We start from the raw sequence: 17,176 nt of genomic DNA on the forward strand, positions 1-17,176 counted from the left end.
TCGCTATTAACCGCTGCTTCAACATCAAGAATAGTTAATTCTTTCGAATACGGGCTTAATACTGTATTTAATATTAACAAAAAGGTAATGACAATACAGCTGAGTAGTGCAGTTAGGGAACTCTTCATATTAAAATTGCTCTCAATCAAATAATAAAAGCGTGGCGCCTGACCTGGCATTAATCAAGTATTTTAAGCATTTCGCATCAATCCAATGTTTAGCCCAAACTGTTAACCCACCTAATCCTGTGTGCTTCCTGATCTTCTAAACTGCCTATGATATCTACATCATCTGTGGGATTCAATATATGCACAAGGTCTTCTTTGCTGGCAGGTCTACCAATAACGGTTTTGTAAGCCAAGAAGCTGGTAAAGGCCATACTGGACGGGAAAACATCAATTCTCGCACCTTCGCACAGCAGTAATAAGCCTCGCTTTTTTAACTGTTCCCTTATGTCCGCCAACGCCATAAATGGATAATCCCCAATCCCGGTGAGAAAGATGTCGTTACCTCTATACTCCAATACACTATCATTTGACCCTTTCTTGCTGACAATTATTGAATCATAAAAAGCCCTTGAATTGGTATCATATGTTTTAAGCATCTTTTCCATCCTGTTAATTGCTTTGCACTGATTTATCGATTTGAACAGTTCTATAATAAGTTCTCGCTATCCACGTCACCCCATCTCCCTCAACTCCACCCCATCCCCCGCCACCCTCAACCTATGCATCACCCCGCACTTCAACGCATAGTTATTCCGCTGATGCCCCACCGGAAAATTAAAACACACCGGGTACCGGAAGTCCTTCACCCGCTGCAGCACCATGTCATTCACCGTATGCCCGAACTCTTCTCCCGGATCATCCGGCTTGATGCGGTTAAATCCGCCGATGATCAGCCCCGCCAGGCTGTCAAACTTCCGGGAGCGCTGCAGGTTGCCCAGCATGCGGTCAAGGCTGTAGAGGTACTCACCGGCATCTTCGAGAAAGAGAATCTTGCCGATGGTATCTATTTCGGAATCCGTTCCGGATATGCTTTGTATCATGGCCAGGTTGCCGCCTATGAGCACGCCGCTGGCTGTACCAGCGCGGTTGCTGCTTTCCGGCGGCGCAGTGTACCGCATGGGCTTGCCGGTCAAGGCGTTCCGGATGGAGAGAATGGTATCCTGCACTTCAGGATCTGCCTGCGCGAGGTTGTCAGGAAAACTGTTGCACATTTTGGAGTGCAGGGTGGCAATGCTGAAATGCCGGTTAATGTGGCAATGTAGCACGGTAACGTCACTGAAGCCAATTACCCATTTGGGCCGCTCCCGGAACTTGCTGAAATCAAGCTGGTCTACGATGCGCGCGCAACCATAGCCGCCGCGGGCGCACATGATAGCATGTATGCCGGGATTGTCAAGCATGGCCTGCAGGTCTTGCAGGCGCTCTGCATCTGTGCCGCCAAAGGTGTAATCTCTCTTGCCCACGGTGTTGCCAACGGCTATCTTGAAACCCCAGCTTTCCATAATACGCACGGCGGGCTGTATTTCCTCCGCGGTGATGTAGCCCGCAGGACAGGTGATGCCGATGGTGTCTCCCGGTTTCAAATAGGGCGGTATGGAAAGCGTGGACGGGGTTGCGGCGCCGGCGAAGCGGTCCAGCAGCGGGATGCTCATACCTGCGCCTGCCAACGCAGACAGAAAATGCTTGCGATTCATAAGGTTAATGTAATCAATATTTGCAGAAAAAGTACACACCCGGAAGGCTCGGTTGCTCCGTATAAATTCGTACAAAACAGCTCCGGCACAGCCTGCATCACATTCTCCGTTTGCCCGAAACCTAAATAAACCTTATCTTGTCCCCTCAGCTACAATTGAATAACTATGCTTAAAAAATTTATCGTATTTGGCATGAGCTGCCTTTTAATATCCACCACCGCACTGCCCGTAGCCGCCGCAACGGGTGAACCTGCTGCACAGCAGGCGCAAGACCAGAAGGGCCTCATTGGCCGCTGGGACATTACCGTAGATGAGAACGGCAAACCGGCCCCCTCCTGGCTGGAGGTAAAACTTTCCGGCAACCGCACGCTGGTAGGCTACTTTGTAGGCACTTCCGGCAGCGCGCGGCCCGTGGCCAAGGTGAACTTCAACAACGGCAAGTTCAGCTTCACCATCCCCCCGCAGTGGGAAGGCGGCAACCAGGATTTTGTGATTGAAGGCGAACTGGCGGGCGAAGGGATACAAGGTACCATCACCACCAGCGAAGGCAAGAAGTTCAGCTACAAAGGCGTAAAAGCACCTTACCTGAAACGCACGGCAGCGCCTTCATGGGGCAAGCCCATCAACCTCTTCAACGGTAAAGACCTCAGCGGCTGGAAGGCAGTGGGCGCGGCTAACCAGTGGGAAGTGCGCAACGGCATACTCACCAGTCCCAAGTCTGGCGCTAACCTGATCTCCGAGCAGGAGTTCACCGACTTTAAGCTGACCGTGGAGTTCCGCTATAAAAAAGGCAGCAACAGCGGCGTGTACCTGAGAGGCCGCTATGAAGTGCAGATTGAAGACAGCCCGAAAGACGCGCATCCCAACAGCGTATTGTACAGCGGGGTGTACGGCTTCCTGGCGCCTTCAGAGATCAATGCGCTGGGGCCCGACCAGTGGCAGCGGTACGATATTACGCTGATAGGCCGCATGGTTACCATTGTAGCCAACGGCAAAACCGTCATCAGCAACCAGGAGATACCCGGCATTACCGGCGGCGCGCTGAACAGCAATGAAGGCGAGCCCGGCCCCATCTACATCCAGGGAGACCACGGGCCTATCGAGTTCCGGAAAATAGTGATCACACCGGCGAAATAAACGGTGATATATAAAGATCCTGACGGGGTGGCCTTGCGGCGCCCCGTTTTTTATTCGGGCACGTACTGCGCCTCCCACTGAAAACACAGCTGGTACCCATCGGGATCATAGCAATACATTTGTTTCATGCCGTAGGGCGCCACCTTGGGCGGTTGCAGCGAGAGCCCTTTGGCCGTCAGGTGGCGGTAGGCGCCGTCCACATCGGGGCAGCCGAAGTAGAGGGTTACGTCGCCATGCGTGCGGGAGCGGGCGGCATCGGGCTGCGGGGGGCGGCGGGCGGCTTCGTAGGCGGTATTCATCATCAGGTCAATATTGTTCCATTTCAGCCAAACCCAGTCAGGCGGCGCGCCTTCTTCCCCGGCGCTTTGATGCACTTTGAATTGCAGCGTTTCACAATAAAATTGCAGGGAGGTATTCATGTCAAATACCTGCAGCAGCGGGCACATACCTAGAACTTCCATATTGGGGCAATTTTTACCCAAGCTACAAAAAAAGCCCGCCTGTTGCAACAACGGCGGGCTACCAGGGAAAGCGGTTATAATCAGTTCTGTTTGCGCAGGTATTTGGTCAGGATGACGATCATCTGCCCTTCAATGCGGCCTTCTATCTGCTCGGTATTGTCCGGCACCAGCCTGATGTTTCTCACCACGGTGCCCAGCCTGGCGTTCAGCGTGGAGCCTTTAACGTCCAGCGACTTGATGAGCACTACCGTATCTCCGTTCTGCAGCAGGTTGCCGTTGCTGTCTTTATGCAGGTCTACAGCTCCGTCATTCTCATGGTCTCCGCTGGCTTTGGCCCAGGCCAGGGTATCATCTGCCAGGTACATCATGTCAAGGCTTTCCATGGCCCAGCTTTCGTTGCGCAGGCGGTTGAGCATGCGCCAGGCTACTACCTGTACGGCCGGCACTTCGCTCCACATGGCTTCGGTGAGGCAGCTCCAGTGCTGGCTGTCCAGCTCTTCTTTTTTATTGATCTGCGCCAGGCATTTCTCACAGAGGAAAATGTGGCTATCTGCATAGCCGTTAGACGGCGGTACGTCATACGCTTTCAATGCTCCGCCGGCCTTGCATAGTTCGCATTGGTTGCCGCTTCTTTGCTGCAGTTGCTCTTCCAGTTTCATACTATCTTTTTAGAACGCGGGCAAAGGTAAGCTTTTCCCCCGGTGGATCAAAAAGGGCCGCCGTAAACGGCAGCCCCTGGTCATGGTTGGTTACAACAATATTAGTCAGCCATCAAAGGCTGTGTAATAAAAACTTTTCCGGGAGAGAACGCGGTGTTGTGCTGCAGCGCGTCTTTGAGCGCGGCCACGTTCCTGGCGTACTGGCCGCTGGTATTCACTTTGGCAAGCGCATTGGTGGCCTCCGCCTTGTTGCCAAGGTAATACTGCAACACTGCTTTCACATACCAGAGGCCGGCCTGCTGGTAGTCTGCCGCCGCATCAATGCCGGCCAGCCAGCTGTCCATTTGCTGCAACAGCAGCGCCTGGCCTTCTACTTTGGGCGCCAGCTCAGCGGCCAGCATGGCCTTGTCTGCCAGGCTATAGCCTTCAAAGGCGCCGGCAAAGCGGATGTAGCCGCCAACATCTTCACTCTTTTCAAAATATCTGGTGGCAATGATCTTCCCGAAGGTTTTCCAGTCTTTGGCGGAATACAAGGGCTGCACGTATTGCATCATCTGTTCAAAGGCGGCCTTCTCTTTCTTTTCGCCATAAGCGCCCGCGCGGGCAGACAGCATGCGGTAGGCGGCTATGCTGGTAGATTTGCGGCCGTAGTCCCTCGCAAACTGCTCCATATGCTGGTAGTAGAACTCCTTGTACTTTTCCGGCAGGCGGCTCAGGTACACGTTCATGATGGCGTAATTCTCTTCCGTAGCAAGGTTTTGCTGCGTGTCAAGATAAGCGGCTACGGTGTCTGCACCGGCAAAGCGGGGCTTTTCCAGGTAGAAGTCTGAATAAAACGCGGGATAAGCGCCTTCCAGGCCGGGGCGGTACTTTTTAACATTGCCTGCTTTTGCGGCGGCTACGGAAGCCTGCAGCCAGGGCAGGAAGTGGGTGGCGCCCATAAAACCGGAACCGGCGTCTACCAGTACTCCCCTGGCGTTGAATATCAGGTAGTGCGGCGCACCGGTAACCCCAAATTTGCGGGCCAGCAGCTTGCCGGTGCGCTCCTTGTAGATATCTGACTGGTAGCTGATGAAATGCTCGTCAAGGTAAGGTTTCACCGAGGGGTCCGGGAATACTTTTACTTCCATTTGTTTGCAGGGCATGCAGCCTTCAAACATCATGTCTACGAACACCAGTTTGTTTTCTTTGATGGCCCGCGCTTTCACGGTCTCAAAATCTCCGGTCATGAAACCGGGCGCCTGCGCATGCAGCAGGGCGGGCAGCAGTACGGGCAGTATGGCTTTGATGAGCTTGTGCATGCCAGGTTATTTAGAGTTTTGAATAAGCCCGTCGCTGTACGCCACGGCGGTGGTGGAAAAGGGCATGATCCACAAATGCGAGTCAGGCGATATGGAATATTGATTGCCCCCCTCCTCCTTGGTGAGCGTGGTGCGGAACTGCGGGTCGTTGTTGAAACGGCGGAGGTCGAGGTAAACAAGGCCGGTGCCTTTGTATTCACAGTTCTTGTCGCGGCGGATGAGGGCCATGGCATCTTCCAGGTTACCTGCGGTGGCATCTGCATAGAAGGCAGGCAGTATACGGGTGCGGCGCACGGCGTTCAGCACTTCCATGGCTTCCGGAATTTTGCCGGCGCGGGCCAGGCACTCCGCCTTGATGTAGTACATTTCCGGTGTGCGGATGCCGCCGCAGTTGGGGAAGTCGATCCGGCGGTAGCCCCATATCTTGATAGTACCCAGGGTACGCACGGCATAGTTGATGATGAAACGGGTATCTCCCTTATCGAACTGCGCGGAATCCTTATGCTGGAGCATGGAGGCGTAAAAGCCCTGCGTCTGCGTGCTGGCGCTGCCGTAGTGGAAAATGTAGTTCTCCGGGTTATCGAAGTCCATTTTGGGCAGGCTGACAGAAGTAGTAGGGCGGTCAATTACGGCCTTGTTGGCGTTGTAGAAGGCGATGTAATCGAACAGCACCTTGCTGCGGTTCATGGCGGAGTCTGCATACTTTTCCGCGGCCTGGTAGTTTTTCATGAACAGGTGGATGCGGGAAAGGAAACCGAAACCGGCGGCCTTGTTGGCATAGAACGGGTCACGGGCGGTGGCGTGCAGATGCGGCAGGGCTTCTTCCGCTTCGCGGAGTATGAAGTCGTAAATGGTTTTTACAGACTCCTGTTTGAGCTTTGCCTCCATGTTGTCACTGGTGTTCAGCAGCACGCCGGGGTCTGTGGCAGACGTGGCCGGGTCATACATTTTGGCATAGCTGGTGATGAGGTAGAAATAATACATGCTGCGGGCCAGGCGCGCCTGGGAAACCAGTTCGGTTTTTTGCTGCGGCGTGCCGGTGGTGGCATCGGGTACGTTATTGATGAGCACGTTATAGACGAATATGCCGCTGTAAGCTGCATTGTAAGCATTGTCTGTATTCAGGAACGCCACCCTGTCCTTGTCTGCCATCCAGTTGTAATTGATGCCGGCCAGGGCGTTATTGGCCTGGTTGCCGTACAGGTAAAAATCGTTGGCCACCATGTTCTGGTTGGTGTAATCGAATATGTGCGCGGCAGTGCTTTCCATCAGCGCCGTATAATCTTCCAGGCTCTGCGGTATCTTCTGCCCTTTCGGCGCTATCTCCAGGTACTTTTTGCAGCCGGTTGCGCCTGCCAGGAGGCCGCTGCATGCTATCAGGAAAAGGAACCTTTTCATCATTTATATCTTTTTAAGCCTTTTAAAGGGCGATGTTAAAACCAATGTTATAAGAAGGCATGACGGGCGCCGTACGGCTGCCTGTTCTGATGGTAATGGCCTCCGGATCGATATCATGGCCGTTGAAGCCGATGTAGAACAGGTTATCTGCCTGCAGGCGCAAACGCACCCCTGACATTTTCACCCGCTTCATCCATGCCTGCGGCAGCGCATAAGTGAGCGCTATGTTGCGGGCCTTGATGAAGGACGCGTCTGTTACGTTCACGTCCGCATACCGGTAGTAGCCGCTCCTGTAGGCAGATTGATCTGTATCATACTCCCATGATACCCTGGGCACGCTGGTGATCAATTCGTCTCCCGGCTTCTTCCAGGCGTTGCCGATGCCTGCGGTAACATTGCCGCTGGAGGGATAGCTTCCTACCAGCAAGGGCACGTCTGTACGCATCACGTGACCGGCGTGGTACACGAACAGGATAGACAGCTCCAGGTTTCTCCAGCGCAGGTTGTTGATCAGCGAGCCGCTGTACACAGGCTGAAAAGTACCACTGTAAGTGGCCACTGCCGGGTCTGTTACATTGGTGCTGACAGCTTCTCCCTTGGCGTCATAGATCATGGGGGCGCCTTTGGCGCTGAGGCCCGCATAGCGGTAGCTGTACAGGCTGTACACCGGGTCTCCCGTCAGGTAGTAACCGCCGGTTTCCACCAGGTCTCCCACCGTGCGCGGCTGGTAATCTATACGCGTCACTTCGTTCTTGTTGTAAGCGCCGTTGAATACCACTTCCCATTCAAAGCGGCCGCGGCGCAGCACGTCGCTCTTCAGCATTAATTCTATACCCCGGTTGCGCATGGCGCCGTTGTTCACGTACGCTGAAAAGAAACCAAGGGCCGGGTTGATGGTGACGGTAGAGAGCAGGTCGTTGCTGTTCCTGTTATACAGGTCTACCGAGCCGGACAAGCGGTTCTTCAGCACGGCAAAGTCGATACCCAGGTTGGTGGTGGCCGTTTTTTCCCAACGGAGGTTGGGGTTGGGCGGCGTGCTGATGGAGGCGGAAGGATTGGACGTGAGGGAGCTGACGCCGTAAGCGGCCACCATGAAGGGGCCTGCATTGCGGGCTACGTTGCCGTTGATGCCATAGGAAGCGCGCAGCTTCAGATGGTCCAGCCAGTTGATATGACGGGTAAATTCTTCTTTGGTCAGTATCCAGCCCGCGCCGGCAGACCATAAAGGCCGGTACTGGTATTTGGCGTTGGTGCCGAAGAGGTTGGACAGATCGTAGCGGATGCTGCCGCTCACCATGTAACGGTCACGGAAAGTGTACCCGGCATTGCCGTAGAAAGAAAAGTAGCGGTTGGTCAGTTCCCTGAACCGGATCACGTCACTGGCAGACAGCACGGCCCTGCTGCGCATCAGGCCGGTGAAGCCCGTGGTCAGCTCCTGGATGTTCACCGGCAGGTGTTTCAGCGTAAGCGGGTCATAACCGAACACGGCGTTGTAATCTTCATTCACTTTCATTTCCCGTGTTTCAGAACCGGCAATGGCGGTTACATCATGCTCCCCGAATGTTTTGGAGAAGTTGAGCTGGTTCCGGAAAGTATAGGAGCGCTGGGTTTCGTGGGTGCTGCGCAGGGAGTTGCCTTGCGGCAGCTTGTACACCACGTTGCCGGCGGCGTTCAGCGTAGAGAAGGTGTTCAGGGTGCTGCGCATGTAGAAGGAATTGACGTCCATCAGCTGCTCCGTTTTATCGCCCGTTTTTTCATACTGGAACATCACATCATAGTTCAGCCAGGGCGTGATGCGTGCATTGAGCTTGCCGTAGGCGCGTGTTCTCAGGCCTTTGGTGCGTGACAGGTTATAGCCTGTTTCGTCTGCCAGCACTTCCCGCATGGAATAAAGGCCGTAGCGTTCAACAGTTTCCCGGTCTTCTTTTATCAGCGAAAAACGTTGCGGCAATGCATTGCCCTGCTCATCAAATATTGGTTCAAAGGGCATCTGGCCAAACAGGTTGTCAACAGCCCTGGTGTAGGGTGACGTGGCGTCCCCATACATCAGGAACACACCCGCTTCCGCGCGCAGCCATTTGTTGACGGCTATGGCATTGCGCAGGTTGAGCATGAGGGTCTTGGTGTTCTGGTGTTTCTCATACCCGTTCTGGTTGCGGAACGTGGCAGACATGTTGAAAGCGTTGCCGCCGGCGGATTTGCTGAGGCCGATGTTGTACTGCTGGTTGCTGGCCACCCGCATCAGCCGGTCACGCACCTGCTGGCTGTACAGGTCCATGCCTCTCATTTTATTCAGCTGCTCATCTGCCTGCGCACGGGTAATGGTACCTTCCGCGGCTTGCAGCAGCAGCTCCAGCGCGGGAGATACCAGCCCCTTCCCGTTACGGATGCGCTCGGCTTCCGCGCCCGGGTTTGTTTTCAGGTTAGGGTTGTTGTCTACATAGTGATAGGTAAGGTCGATCAGTTCGTTAGCGTTTGCTTTATTGTAATAAGAAAGGTCGTATTTCGGCGTTACGGAAAAGTCTCCGCTTACGGTAATGCCCGCGCCTTTCCGGCTCTTTTTGGTAGTGATCACTATTACGCCGTTGGCTGCCCGCGCACCGTAAATGGAGGCCGCGGCGGCGTCTTTCAGCACGGTGATGTTCTCAATATCTTCCGGGTTGATGTCTGGCAGGCTTTCTACCAGGTTGCCTGCGGAGTTGAAAGAGGTGTTTTCCACGGGGAAGCCGTCTATTACGTACAACGGCGCCCGCACGGCATTGAAGGTGCTGGTGCCGCGCACGCTGATGCTGCCGTTATAGCTCACCACGCCGGGGAGGGTGCCCTCCAGCACCTGGGAGAGGCTGGAAATACGGCGTTTCTCCAGGTCTGCGGCCTTTACGGTGGCAAAGGAGCCGGTAGCCCTTTCTTTCGGCAGCGTCTGGTAACCGGTTACCACCACTTCATTCAGCACCTTGCTATCCAGCACCACGTTGAGTATGGGGCTGACAGTGAGCGCCACCTGGCGGTGGGAAAGGCCGGCATAGGAAAACTCCAGTGCGCTGGTATGGGCCGGTATAGAAATAGCATAATTGCCGTAAGCATCCGTAACGGTGAGGTGCTGCCCTCTACCGGTGTGTATAGACACGCCGGGCAGCAAGGCGCCGTTCTGGTCTTTCACCGCACCGCGTACGGTGCGCATGCTGTCACGGCGGGCAGGTGTGTTGCCGGCATCTTCATCCGCCTGGCGCAGGCGCGGCACAATGGTGTAGTGCCCTTTGCGTACGTACAGGAATACCAGCTGGTTGGGATACAGGATGGTCTTCAGCACCTCTTCCACCGGCTTGTCCTGCACGGCGGCCACGTTCAGCGTGGTGCGCTTGCCTTTTAATATGCCGCTTTCATAGGCAAAGGTAACGCCGTACAGGCGGTTCACTTCGTTGAGCGCATGCTCCAAAGGCATTGGCAATGCATGGTCCCGGCGCGGCTCCTGCGCGGCGGCATCACCTGCGGTGAACAGCAGCAGGCACAGGTAAAGGGTAGCCCTCAGCAGGCTTTGGCTGTAACTTTTCCTCATGTTCGGATCTTGGTTTTTGTTTGTTTATTGCACACGCCGCCGTTCACTGCTATGGAAAATCAGCGTGTCGCGGTTGGTCTCAATTTTTGCGTTCAGGATAACAGAAAGCTCAAACAACAGGCTGTTCACGTCGTCCAGGTGGAGTGTGCCGTCAATACTGCGGTTGGCTATGGATGAATCTTCCAGGACCACGTGATACCCGTATATGTCCCGAAGCTGGTCGGTAATTTCCTTGATGGTGGCGTTAGACAGTTCCATGCGCTGCCTGGTCCAGGCCAGTACGGCCGCGCTGCTGGTGGTGGCGGTATGCGGTACGGCGCGGGCGCTGTCATACCGCCAGAGCGTACCCGGCTGCAATACCTGCGCACGGCCGTCTGCCGTCACTTTCACCTTGCCGCTCACCAGGTATACCTGCGTGGCGCCGCGGCGCTGTTTTACGTTGAACACGGTGCCCAATACGTCTACCCGCACTTCCCCCGCATGTACGGAAAAGGTGCCCGCAGCGGGCTTTACGGTAAACAGGGCTTCGCCTTTCAGCCATACTTCGCGGGCCTCGTTATTCCACTTCCCGTAAGTCAGTTCGGAATTGGCGTTCAGCACTACCTGTGAAGAATCCGGCAGGGTGAGCCGTACCGTTTCACCGTACCCGCTGGTTACCTGTTTTTCTCCCGCCGGTTTCAGCAGGTACCAGGCTGCGGCGGCCAGCAAAGGCAGCACCACCGCGGCGGCCAGCCAGCGCTTCCACGGGCGGCGGATGCGCACCACCGGTGTGGCGCTCATTGCCTCATGCACCCTTTCGAGCACGGCTTCTTTTGCTCCTGCGGGGGGAATGATCCGCTCCAGGCTCAGTATGGCCTGCATATGTATCACCGCCTCTTCCAGCGCCGGCAGGTTGGCGGGCGCAGACTGCCGGTAGGCCTCCCAGAAAGCCGTTGCCGCCGGAGTGCCGTACTTCACCCATTCCAGGAAAAACGCGTCTTCCAGGAAGTCTTCTTTCTCGAATAATCTATAATCTTTCTCCACAGTTTTAAGTCCACATTGCTGCCGCCACGGGTGCGGTTGCTTTCATACAGAACACAAAGGACCCGCAAAACACCCCACTTTTCTTCAATTATTTTATACTTTTTTAAAGTTTATCTATAGAACTGCTGATTCAACCATAGTTACATGCATCAAAAATTATCATATCTTATTTTGGGGAGGAAAAAGTATTTTTAGCGCGCAACCTGCCATGAATCTATCTACCACCACCGATACGGAGCTTTGGGAGGCGCTCAGGAACGGGAATGAAGCGGCCTTCAACGCAGTATACCACCGGTATTTTGACCGGTTGTACGAGTATGGCATGCGGCTGCACTACAATAATGACCTCATCCAGGAGGTGATACAGGAGCTTTTCATCAAACTATGGACTAACCGCGCTACGCTGAGCGCAGCGGTGAACATCCGGCCATACCTGCTGGTATCCCTCCGCGGCGCGGTGTACAACAAGCTGCGCACCGGCAAGGTGCAGGTAGTAGCCTTTGACCAGGAAACGCACGATTTCAGGGCCCATTTCTCCGCTGAATCTGCCTACATCAAACGGGAACAGCTGCACGAAAAGCAGCAGCAACTGCTTCGCGCCCTCCACCAGCTCAACGCGCGGCAGAAGGAAGTGATCTACCTCCGGTATTTTGAGGAGCTGGATTATGAAAGCATTGCAGACATCATGGGCATTACGGTGAAAGGCGTGTACAAGCTCAGCGCACGCGCCCTGCAAAGCCTGCGTGACATCATGCAGGTGTCTGCCGCCGTGCTGCTGTCTTTGCTGGGAAGCCTGCGGGCGCCGACCATGCATTGAACCGCCACACAAATCAGTATATTCGTAATACGGAAACAACCTCACATCAACACGGTATGAAGACACTATGGAAGTACCTGCGGCCGCACCGGCACCTTGTTATCTACGCCTTGCTGCTGGCCGGCGCCGCGCAACTGCTCAACCTGGTAGACCCGCTCATTTTCGGGAAAATTGTAGACGATTACGCCTCCAACCCGCAAGGCCTGTCTGAAAAAGAGCTGGTGCAAAGCGTGCTGTACTGGCTGGGCATTGCCGTGGGCGTAGCCCTCCTCTCCCGCGCCCTTAAAGCCTGGCAGGAATACATCACCCGCAAAACAGTTGCACGGTTCGGCATGCAGATATTTAACGACGGGCTGAAACAAACGCTGCGCCTCTCCTTCCAGGAGTTTGAAGAAAACCGCAGCGGCACCACCCTCTCCGTACTGCAAAAGGTAAAGACAGATGCGGAACGTTTTGTCAATTCCTTCATCAACGTACTGTTCTCTTCCCTGGTGGGCACCGGCTTTTTGCTGTGGTACAGCATCAACAAGAACTGGTTGCTGATACCGGTGTTCTTTGTGGGCGTGGTGGTGCTGGGCTCCCTCACCGGCCTGCTCTCACGCAGGATAAAAACGGTACAGCGCAGCATCAACCAGCAAACAAACGCGCAGGCCGGCGTGATCACGGAAAGCCTGCGCAATATTGAACTGGTGAAAAGCCTGGGCCTTACCTTCCCGGAAATAAGGCGGCTCAATAAACAAACGCAGGAAATATTCGAGCTGGAAATGTACAAGGCGAAAAAGGTAAGCACCTTGTCTTTCCTGCAGGGCGCCACCCTGAACCTGCTGAAGCAGTCCATTCTCTTCATCCTGCTCTGGCTCATTTTCAGGCAGGTGCTCAGCACGGGAGAGCTGATTGCCATGCAGTTCATATCCACCGCTATTTTTGTGCCGCTGCAAGACCTCGGCAACATGATATTGCAATACCGCGAAGTAGACGCCTCCATCAAGAACTTTGACCGGCTGATGCAGAAGCCCATCGAACAACGCCCTGAAAACCCGGTAGAAATAGGCCCGCTGGAAAGCCTGCGTTTTGAAGAAGTGGTGTTCCGCCACAAAACCGCCGGCTACAATGCCATAGACGGCATCTCTTTTTCCGTGGAAAAAGGGCAGACCATTGCTTTCGTAGGCCCCTCCGGCTCCGGCAAATCTACCCTGGTGAAATTGCTGGTGGGCTTGTACGAACCGGTAGAGGGCGCTATTTATTTTAACGACGCCAGCTCCACCACCATCCGCTACAACCCGCTGCGGCGGCAGATCGGTTTTGTAACGCAGGATACGCAGCTGTACGCCGGCACCATCAAACAGAACATGCTGTTCGTGAACCCGGCCGCCACGGACGCGGACATAGATGAAGCGCTGCGCAAAGCGTCCGCCTCCGCCCTCATTGCCCGTGCGCAGCATGGCGTTAACACCGTGCTGGGCGAAAGCGGCATGAAACTCTCCGGCGGGGAAAAACAAAGGATCTCCATTGCCCGCGCGCTGCTGCGCCAGCCGCGGCTGCTTATTTTCGATGAGGCCACCTCCGCGCTGGACTCCCTCACGGAAGAAGACATCACCCGCACCATCAGGGACATTTCCGCCGCCCGCGGGCAAATGACGATCCTGATTGCCCACCGCCTCTCCACCATCATGCATGCAGACGTGATATACGTGCTGGAGAAGGGGAAAATTGCGGAAACGGGCTCTCATGACGAGCTGCTGCAGCAGAAAGGCTTATACTATGCCATGTGGCGCCAGCAGGTGGGAGAACGGCGGGAGCATCTTCATCCTCAACGCCAAAACGCTTGACGAAGCCCGCGCCCTGCTACAGACAGACCCGGCGGTCCGAAGCGGCCTGCTGGATGCGGAAATGTACGAGTGGTACGGCTCTGCGGCCTTGCCTGTTTACCTGCCGTATGCGGACAAGGTGGGGAAACTGTCTTTCTGATACTGGCTGAAAAAATACCGGGAGAACAGCAAAGCCGCTCTCCCGGTGTCTATAAATCTCATCCCGCTCAGGGATGCGTACATTCATGAAAACTGTCCCCAGCCGGATAGCTGAACGTGTTCACCAGCTTCCAGCGCGCTTTGTACAGGCCCAGCGCCGTGTTCTTGTATACCAATGCCCCGTTGATATCTATGATCTGGTCTGTTCTCCACGTTTCGCCACCCGCTCCGGTAGCCCGCGCCAGTATGGTGGGGTAGCCTGAAGGGCCGGAGGTAACGGATTTTACGGCGCTCAGCGTTTTGACCAGCGTAAACGCGCCGGTGGCGACGTTAAACTTGTAGATATGCCCGGAATTGGTAAGCCAGAGGTCTGTAGTGCTGCCATAGACGGGAAACAGGTCATGCGCATTGCCCTGCGGCATGGTGTAGGTGCTTTTCAGCGTGAGCTTGGGCGAAGCGCAGCTGTTGTTGTACGTGAATACCTTCAGCTTGTCTTTGCCCGCGGCATACAACACCTTGCGGGCATTGTCCCACACCACGTTGTGCACATCCTCAAAAAGCACTTTGCCACCCTGGGCAGACTCGTCATTGATGTAAGAGTCTACGGTAAAAATGAGCAGGTAACCGCCGGTGGTGGAAGCCGTTACCACGTTGCCGTTGGGCAGCAGCTCCGCGGAGTGGGTGTTGCCGCCGGCATAATCATACCAGATGGCCTTTTTGGTAGATACGTTGATGAGCGCCACGCCCCCGCCGGATGCAGTGGCCAGTACGTACTTGCCGTTGTACACCAGCTTGGCCTCGCTCAGGTTGGAAAACCAGCCCTGCGCGCCGGAGCGTATCATGGCGTAAGAAGCGTTGGCCTTCCATTCCCAGGTAATGGCGTTGCCGTTGGCCACGTCTACCATAATAATGCGGGCATTCTTCTGATCGCAGATGATGATTTCCCGCGGGGTGGCTGCTTCCGCGGTTACGGCGGATTTGGTGTCAGGAACGGGGAGCCTTTCAGGGGCAGTGCTGTCTCGTTTGCAAGCGAGTGCCAGCAGTAAGGATGCTGCTACAAATAGTGGTTTCATATGTGGAGGTTTTAATCATAATGCCCCATGGCCTTATACACCTTCCCTTCCTCATTGAACACAAAAAACTCCGCCGCCTTTTTGCCCGCTATGCTGGTGTAATAAATGATAACGGTGTTCACGCAAGACAGCACTTCTATCAGCCCGAAAGAAAGATCGGGGTACTTTTCCATGGCCTTGCTCCAGTAGTCACGCACATTGTTCTTCCCCTTCAGCGTACCGGAAGGGTCAATGCCCATGGCTACAATAAAAGGGCTGCTCATTTCAAAATCATCTGTGTAATGAGACAGTACGCGCTCCAGGTTGTGGCTGTTCCAGGCGGCCACCCATTCATGCGCAAAATCTAAAGCCTGCTGACGTGTGATCATTGTCTTTTTTAATGACAAAATTAGCGGGTGATGCCGTTACGGGGATAGGACAAAAAGGTCATTTTCCGGACAGGGTCACTCACTCCCCGGCGTACGCCCAAACTGCCGCCGGTACCGGCGGATGAAATAAGACAGGTCTTCAAAACCGCTCTCGAAGCAGGCCGCCGTAACCGGCAACTGCTTATGTACCAGCAGGTAACGCGCGCGTTCCAGCCGCTTTTCTATGAGCCACTGCCCCGGGCTGGCGCCGGTATGCTGGCGGAAGCGGCGTTTGAAGGTGCTCAGGCTCATATGCTGCCCGCGGGCCAGCTCTTCCAGCGGTAAACGGTCTGTTACACGGCAGGCTACCGGCTGCAATATGCCGTCCGTTGCATTCCCGTCCTCAATGGTCATGTTCACGCTGATGAAATCTTCCTGCTTTACCAGTATGTCCGAATAAAGAATCGTGTTCCCCGGAATGAACAATGCATCCCCGGCTTTCATTTCGTGCTTGCAGCCGTTGAAGAACACCACCTTTCTGCCTTGTTTCACGTAGGTGAGGGCAGCATGCGGCATAAAGAACGCATCTTCAGACGGCCGCGGGTAGCGGCAATGCGCAATGTTCACCGCACCGTCTGCATACAGCAGCCGCACGGCCGCTTTTTCCCGGTTGAAGTTTTTGAATGGAACGATCATCTATTTTGACAGGAAATGAAAACTGCCGGCATCAAAGGTAAGTGTATTTCCCAATGAAGCCTTTATCACCGCCGTTCTCCGCGGGCCTGTTCTGGTGGGCGAAAAATGGGTGTGGAACACATACTGCAGCCCTTTGCGCGTATCCCTGAAAAAATCGCCATGGCCGGTGCCGTTATGCCCTACCATGGTTTTGTTGAGAATGGGGTTGCCGCTGTGTTTCTTCCAGGGGCCCAGGGGGCTTTTGCTGGTGGCGTACCCTACGGCATAGTCCGGGTTGCGGAAGTCGTTGGCGGTATACACCAGGTAATAGAGGCCCTTGTGTTTGAATACGGAGGGGCCTTCTGCCACCGGCCATTTGGCGTTCGCCGTATTTTCCCAGGGTTCTGTAGCGGCAATGCATTCCTGCAGGGTGGCGGGTTTGATGGCAGACATATCGTCCGTCATCTCCGCTACAAAGATCCGGTTGCCGTCCTTGACACGCACGTGGTACAGGTATTTCTTCCCGTCCGTATCTATGAACACAAAGGGGTCTATCTGCCTTACCGGCGCGGCCAGCGGCTGCTTCACCACCTGTTTGAAAGGCCCCAGCGGACTGGCGCTGGTGGCAATGGCGATCTTCTCATTGGCTACGTAAGCCATGTAGAACGTGTCTTTATACAAAAACACCTGGGGCGCCCAGAATCCGTCTGTGCCAAAGGCGTCGCCTTCATGGAGGGCGTAGCCGTTATTTTGTTCAGACAGCTGCCAGTGCCGCAGGTCTTTGGAGGTGTATACCTGGAAGCCGGTCTTCACGGTTTCCGTTCCATACAGGTAATACGTGCCTTTATGCTGGAAAATGGCAGGGTCTGCCTGGTATATGGCGCCGGAATCCTGCGCATGGGCCCCGGGCTGCATCAGCAGGCAAAAGAGGCCGCAAAAAAGAATGATCGTTTTCATGGTGCAAATCAATGCCGGCTGCCCGGCTTCAAATACTTTAAAATCTCTATATGACCCCCGTTTTTTGAAATTGCGGGGGCAAATGTGACACAACTAATATATA

16 protein-coding genes are annotated in these 17,176 nt (G+C 54.8%); 4 read left to right on the forward strand and 12 right to left on the reverse strand.

Translation table 11 applies throughout. The features are described 5' to 3' along the window. Window positions 1-217: 217 nt before the first annotated feature. Together ABDW36_RS15015 and ABDW36_RS15020 are read right to left on the reverse strand one after the other, a co-directional pair. Window positions 218-613, reverse strand: a complete 396-nt coding sequence (locus ABDW36_RS15015; RefSeq protein ID WP_343702734.1) for a hypothetical protein — start codon at window positions 611-613, stop codon at window positions 218-220. Between the two features lie 66 nt (window positions 614-679). Continuing rightward, entirely contained in the window at window positions 680-1,702 is a 1,023-nt protein-coding gene (locus ABDW36_RS15020) for an LD-carboxypeptidase (RefSeq protein ID WP_343702735.1), read from the reverse strand. A 192-nt stretch (window positions 1,703-1,894) separates the two neighbouring features. On the opposite strand from ABDW36_RS15020, the gene ABDW36_RS15025 reads away from it, so the two are divergent. Further along, window positions 1,895-2,839 carry a DUF1080 domain-containing protein gene (locus ABDW36_RS15025; protein WP_343702736.1) on the forward strand — a complete coding sequence of 315 codons (945 nt, stop codon included), beginning with the start codon at window positions 1,895-1,897 and terminating at the stop codon, window positions 2,837-2,839. A gap of 50 nt (window positions 2,840-2,889) precedes the next feature. Here ABDW36_RS15025 and ABDW36_RS15030 read toward each other — a convergent pair whose 3' ends face one another. From ABDW36_RS15030 to ABDW36_RS15055, 6 genes are all read right to left on the reverse strand, one after another. Further along, complete coding sequence (locus ABDW36_RS15030) at window positions 2,890-3,300, reverse strand: VOC family protein (RefSeq protein ID WP_343702737.1); 411 nt, start codon at window positions 3,298-3,300, stop codon at window positions 2,890-2,892. Between the two features lie 80 nt (window positions 3,301-3,380). Continuing rightward, on the reverse strand, window positions 3,381-3,959 hold the full coding sequence (locus ABDW36_RS15035; RefSeq protein WP_343702738.1) for a PhnA domain-containing protein: 579 nt from the start codon (window positions 3,957-3,959) through the stop codon (window positions 3,381-3,383). 101 nt (window positions 3,960-4,060) lie between these two features. Continuing rightward, the gene (locus ABDW36_RS15040; RefSeq protein ID WP_343702739.1) at window positions 4,061-5,260 is read right to left on the reverse strand and encodes a thioredoxin fold domain-containing protein; all 1,200 of its coding nucleotides are present in this window, start codon (window positions 5,258-5,260) and stop codon (window positions 4,061-4,063) included. A gap of 6 nt (window positions 5,261-5,266) precedes the next feature. After that, complete coding sequence (locus ABDW36_RS15045; protein ID WP_343702740.1) at window positions 5,267-6,661, reverse strand: RagB/SusD family nutrient uptake outer membrane protein; 1,395 nt, start codon at window positions 6,659-6,661, stop codon at window positions 5,267-5,269. A gap of 19 nt (window positions 6,662-6,680) precedes the next feature. Beyond that, a complete protein-coding gene (locus ABDW36_RS15050; RefSeq protein WP_343702741.1) occupies window positions 6,681-10,214 on the reverse strand; it encodes a SusC/RagA family TonB-linked outer membrane protein in 3,534 nt (1,177 codons plus the stop codon). A 24-nt stretch (window positions 10,215-10,238) separates the two neighbouring features. After that, window positions 10,239-11,237 (reverse strand): FecR domain-containing protein, encoded by a 999-nt coding sequence (locus tag ABDW36_RS15055; protein WP_343702742.1) that lies wholly within the window; start codon window positions 11,235-11,237, stop codon window positions 10,239-10,241. A 208-nt stretch (window positions 11,238-11,445) separates the two neighbouring features. Here ABDW36_RS15055 and ABDW36_RS15060 point away from each other — a divergent pair, with 208 nt between their 5' ends. The 3 genes from ABDW36_RS15060 to ABDW36_RS15070 are packed head-to-tail and all read left to right on the forward strand — an operon-like array spanning window position 11,446 to window position 14,022. Next, complete coding sequence (locus ABDW36_RS15060; protein ID WP_343702743.1) at window positions 11,446-12,054, forward strand: sigma-70 family RNA polymerase sigma factor; 609 nt, start codon at window positions 11,446-11,448, stop codon at window positions 12,052-12,054. Window positions 12,055-12,110: 56 nt separating this feature from the next. Continuing rightward, complete coding sequence (locus ABDW36_RS15065; protein ID WP_343702744.1) at window positions 12,111-13,883, forward strand: ABC transporter ATP-binding protein; 1,773 nt, start codon at window positions 12,111-12,113, stop codon at window positions 13,881-13,883. Continuing rightward, window positions 13,816-14,022 carry a hypothetical protein gene (locus ABDW36_RS15070; RefSeq protein ID WP_343702745.1) on the forward strand — a complete coding sequence of 69 codons (207 nt, stop codon included), beginning with the start codon at window positions 13,816-13,818 and terminating at the stop codon, window positions 14,020-14,022. Before ABDW36_RS15065 ends, ABDW36_RS15070 begins: the two co-directional genes overlap by 68 nt. A 67-nt stretch (window positions 14,023-14,089) precedes the next feature. Here ABDW36_RS15070 and ABDW36_RS15075 read toward each other — a convergent pair whose 3' ends face one another. The 4 genes from ABDW36_RS15075 to ABDW36_RS15090 all read right to left on the reverse strand — a co-directional run bounded on the left by ABDW36_RS15075 (window position 14,090) and on the right by ABDW36_RS15090 (window position 17,073). Next, a complete protein-coding gene (locus tag ABDW36_RS15075; RefSeq protein ID WP_343702746.1) occupies window positions 14,090-15,094 on the reverse strand; it encodes a DUF6528 family protein in 1,005 nt (334 codons plus the stop codon). Window positions 15,095-15,105: 11 nt separating this feature from the next. After that, window positions 15,106-15,462 carry a nuclear transport factor 2 family protein gene (locus tag ABDW36_RS15080; RefSeq protein ID WP_343702747.1) on the reverse strand — a complete coding sequence of 119 codons (357 nt, stop codon included), beginning with the start codon at window positions 15,460-15,462 and terminating at the stop codon, window positions 15,106-15,108. A 75-nt stretch (window positions 15,463-15,537) separates the two neighbouring features. Then, the gene (locus ABDW36_RS15085; protein ID WP_343702748.1) at window positions 15,538-16,137 is read right to left on the reverse strand and encodes an AraC family transcriptional regulator; all 600 of its coding nucleotides are present in this window, start codon (window positions 16,135-16,137) and stop codon (window positions 15,538-15,540) included. Then, window positions 16,138-17,073: a glycoside hydrolase family 43 protein gene (locus ABDW36_RS15090; RefSeq protein WP_343702749.1), complete on the reverse strand. Its 936-nt coding sequence runs from the start codon at window positions 17,071-17,073 to the stop codon at window positions 16,138-16,140. Between the last annotated feature and the right edge of the window lie 103 nt (window positions 17,074-17,176).

Source organism: Chitinophaga sp., assembly GCF_039596455.1.
GTDB lineage: Bacteria > Bacteroidota > Bacteroidia > Chitinophagales > Chitinophagaceae > Chitinophaga.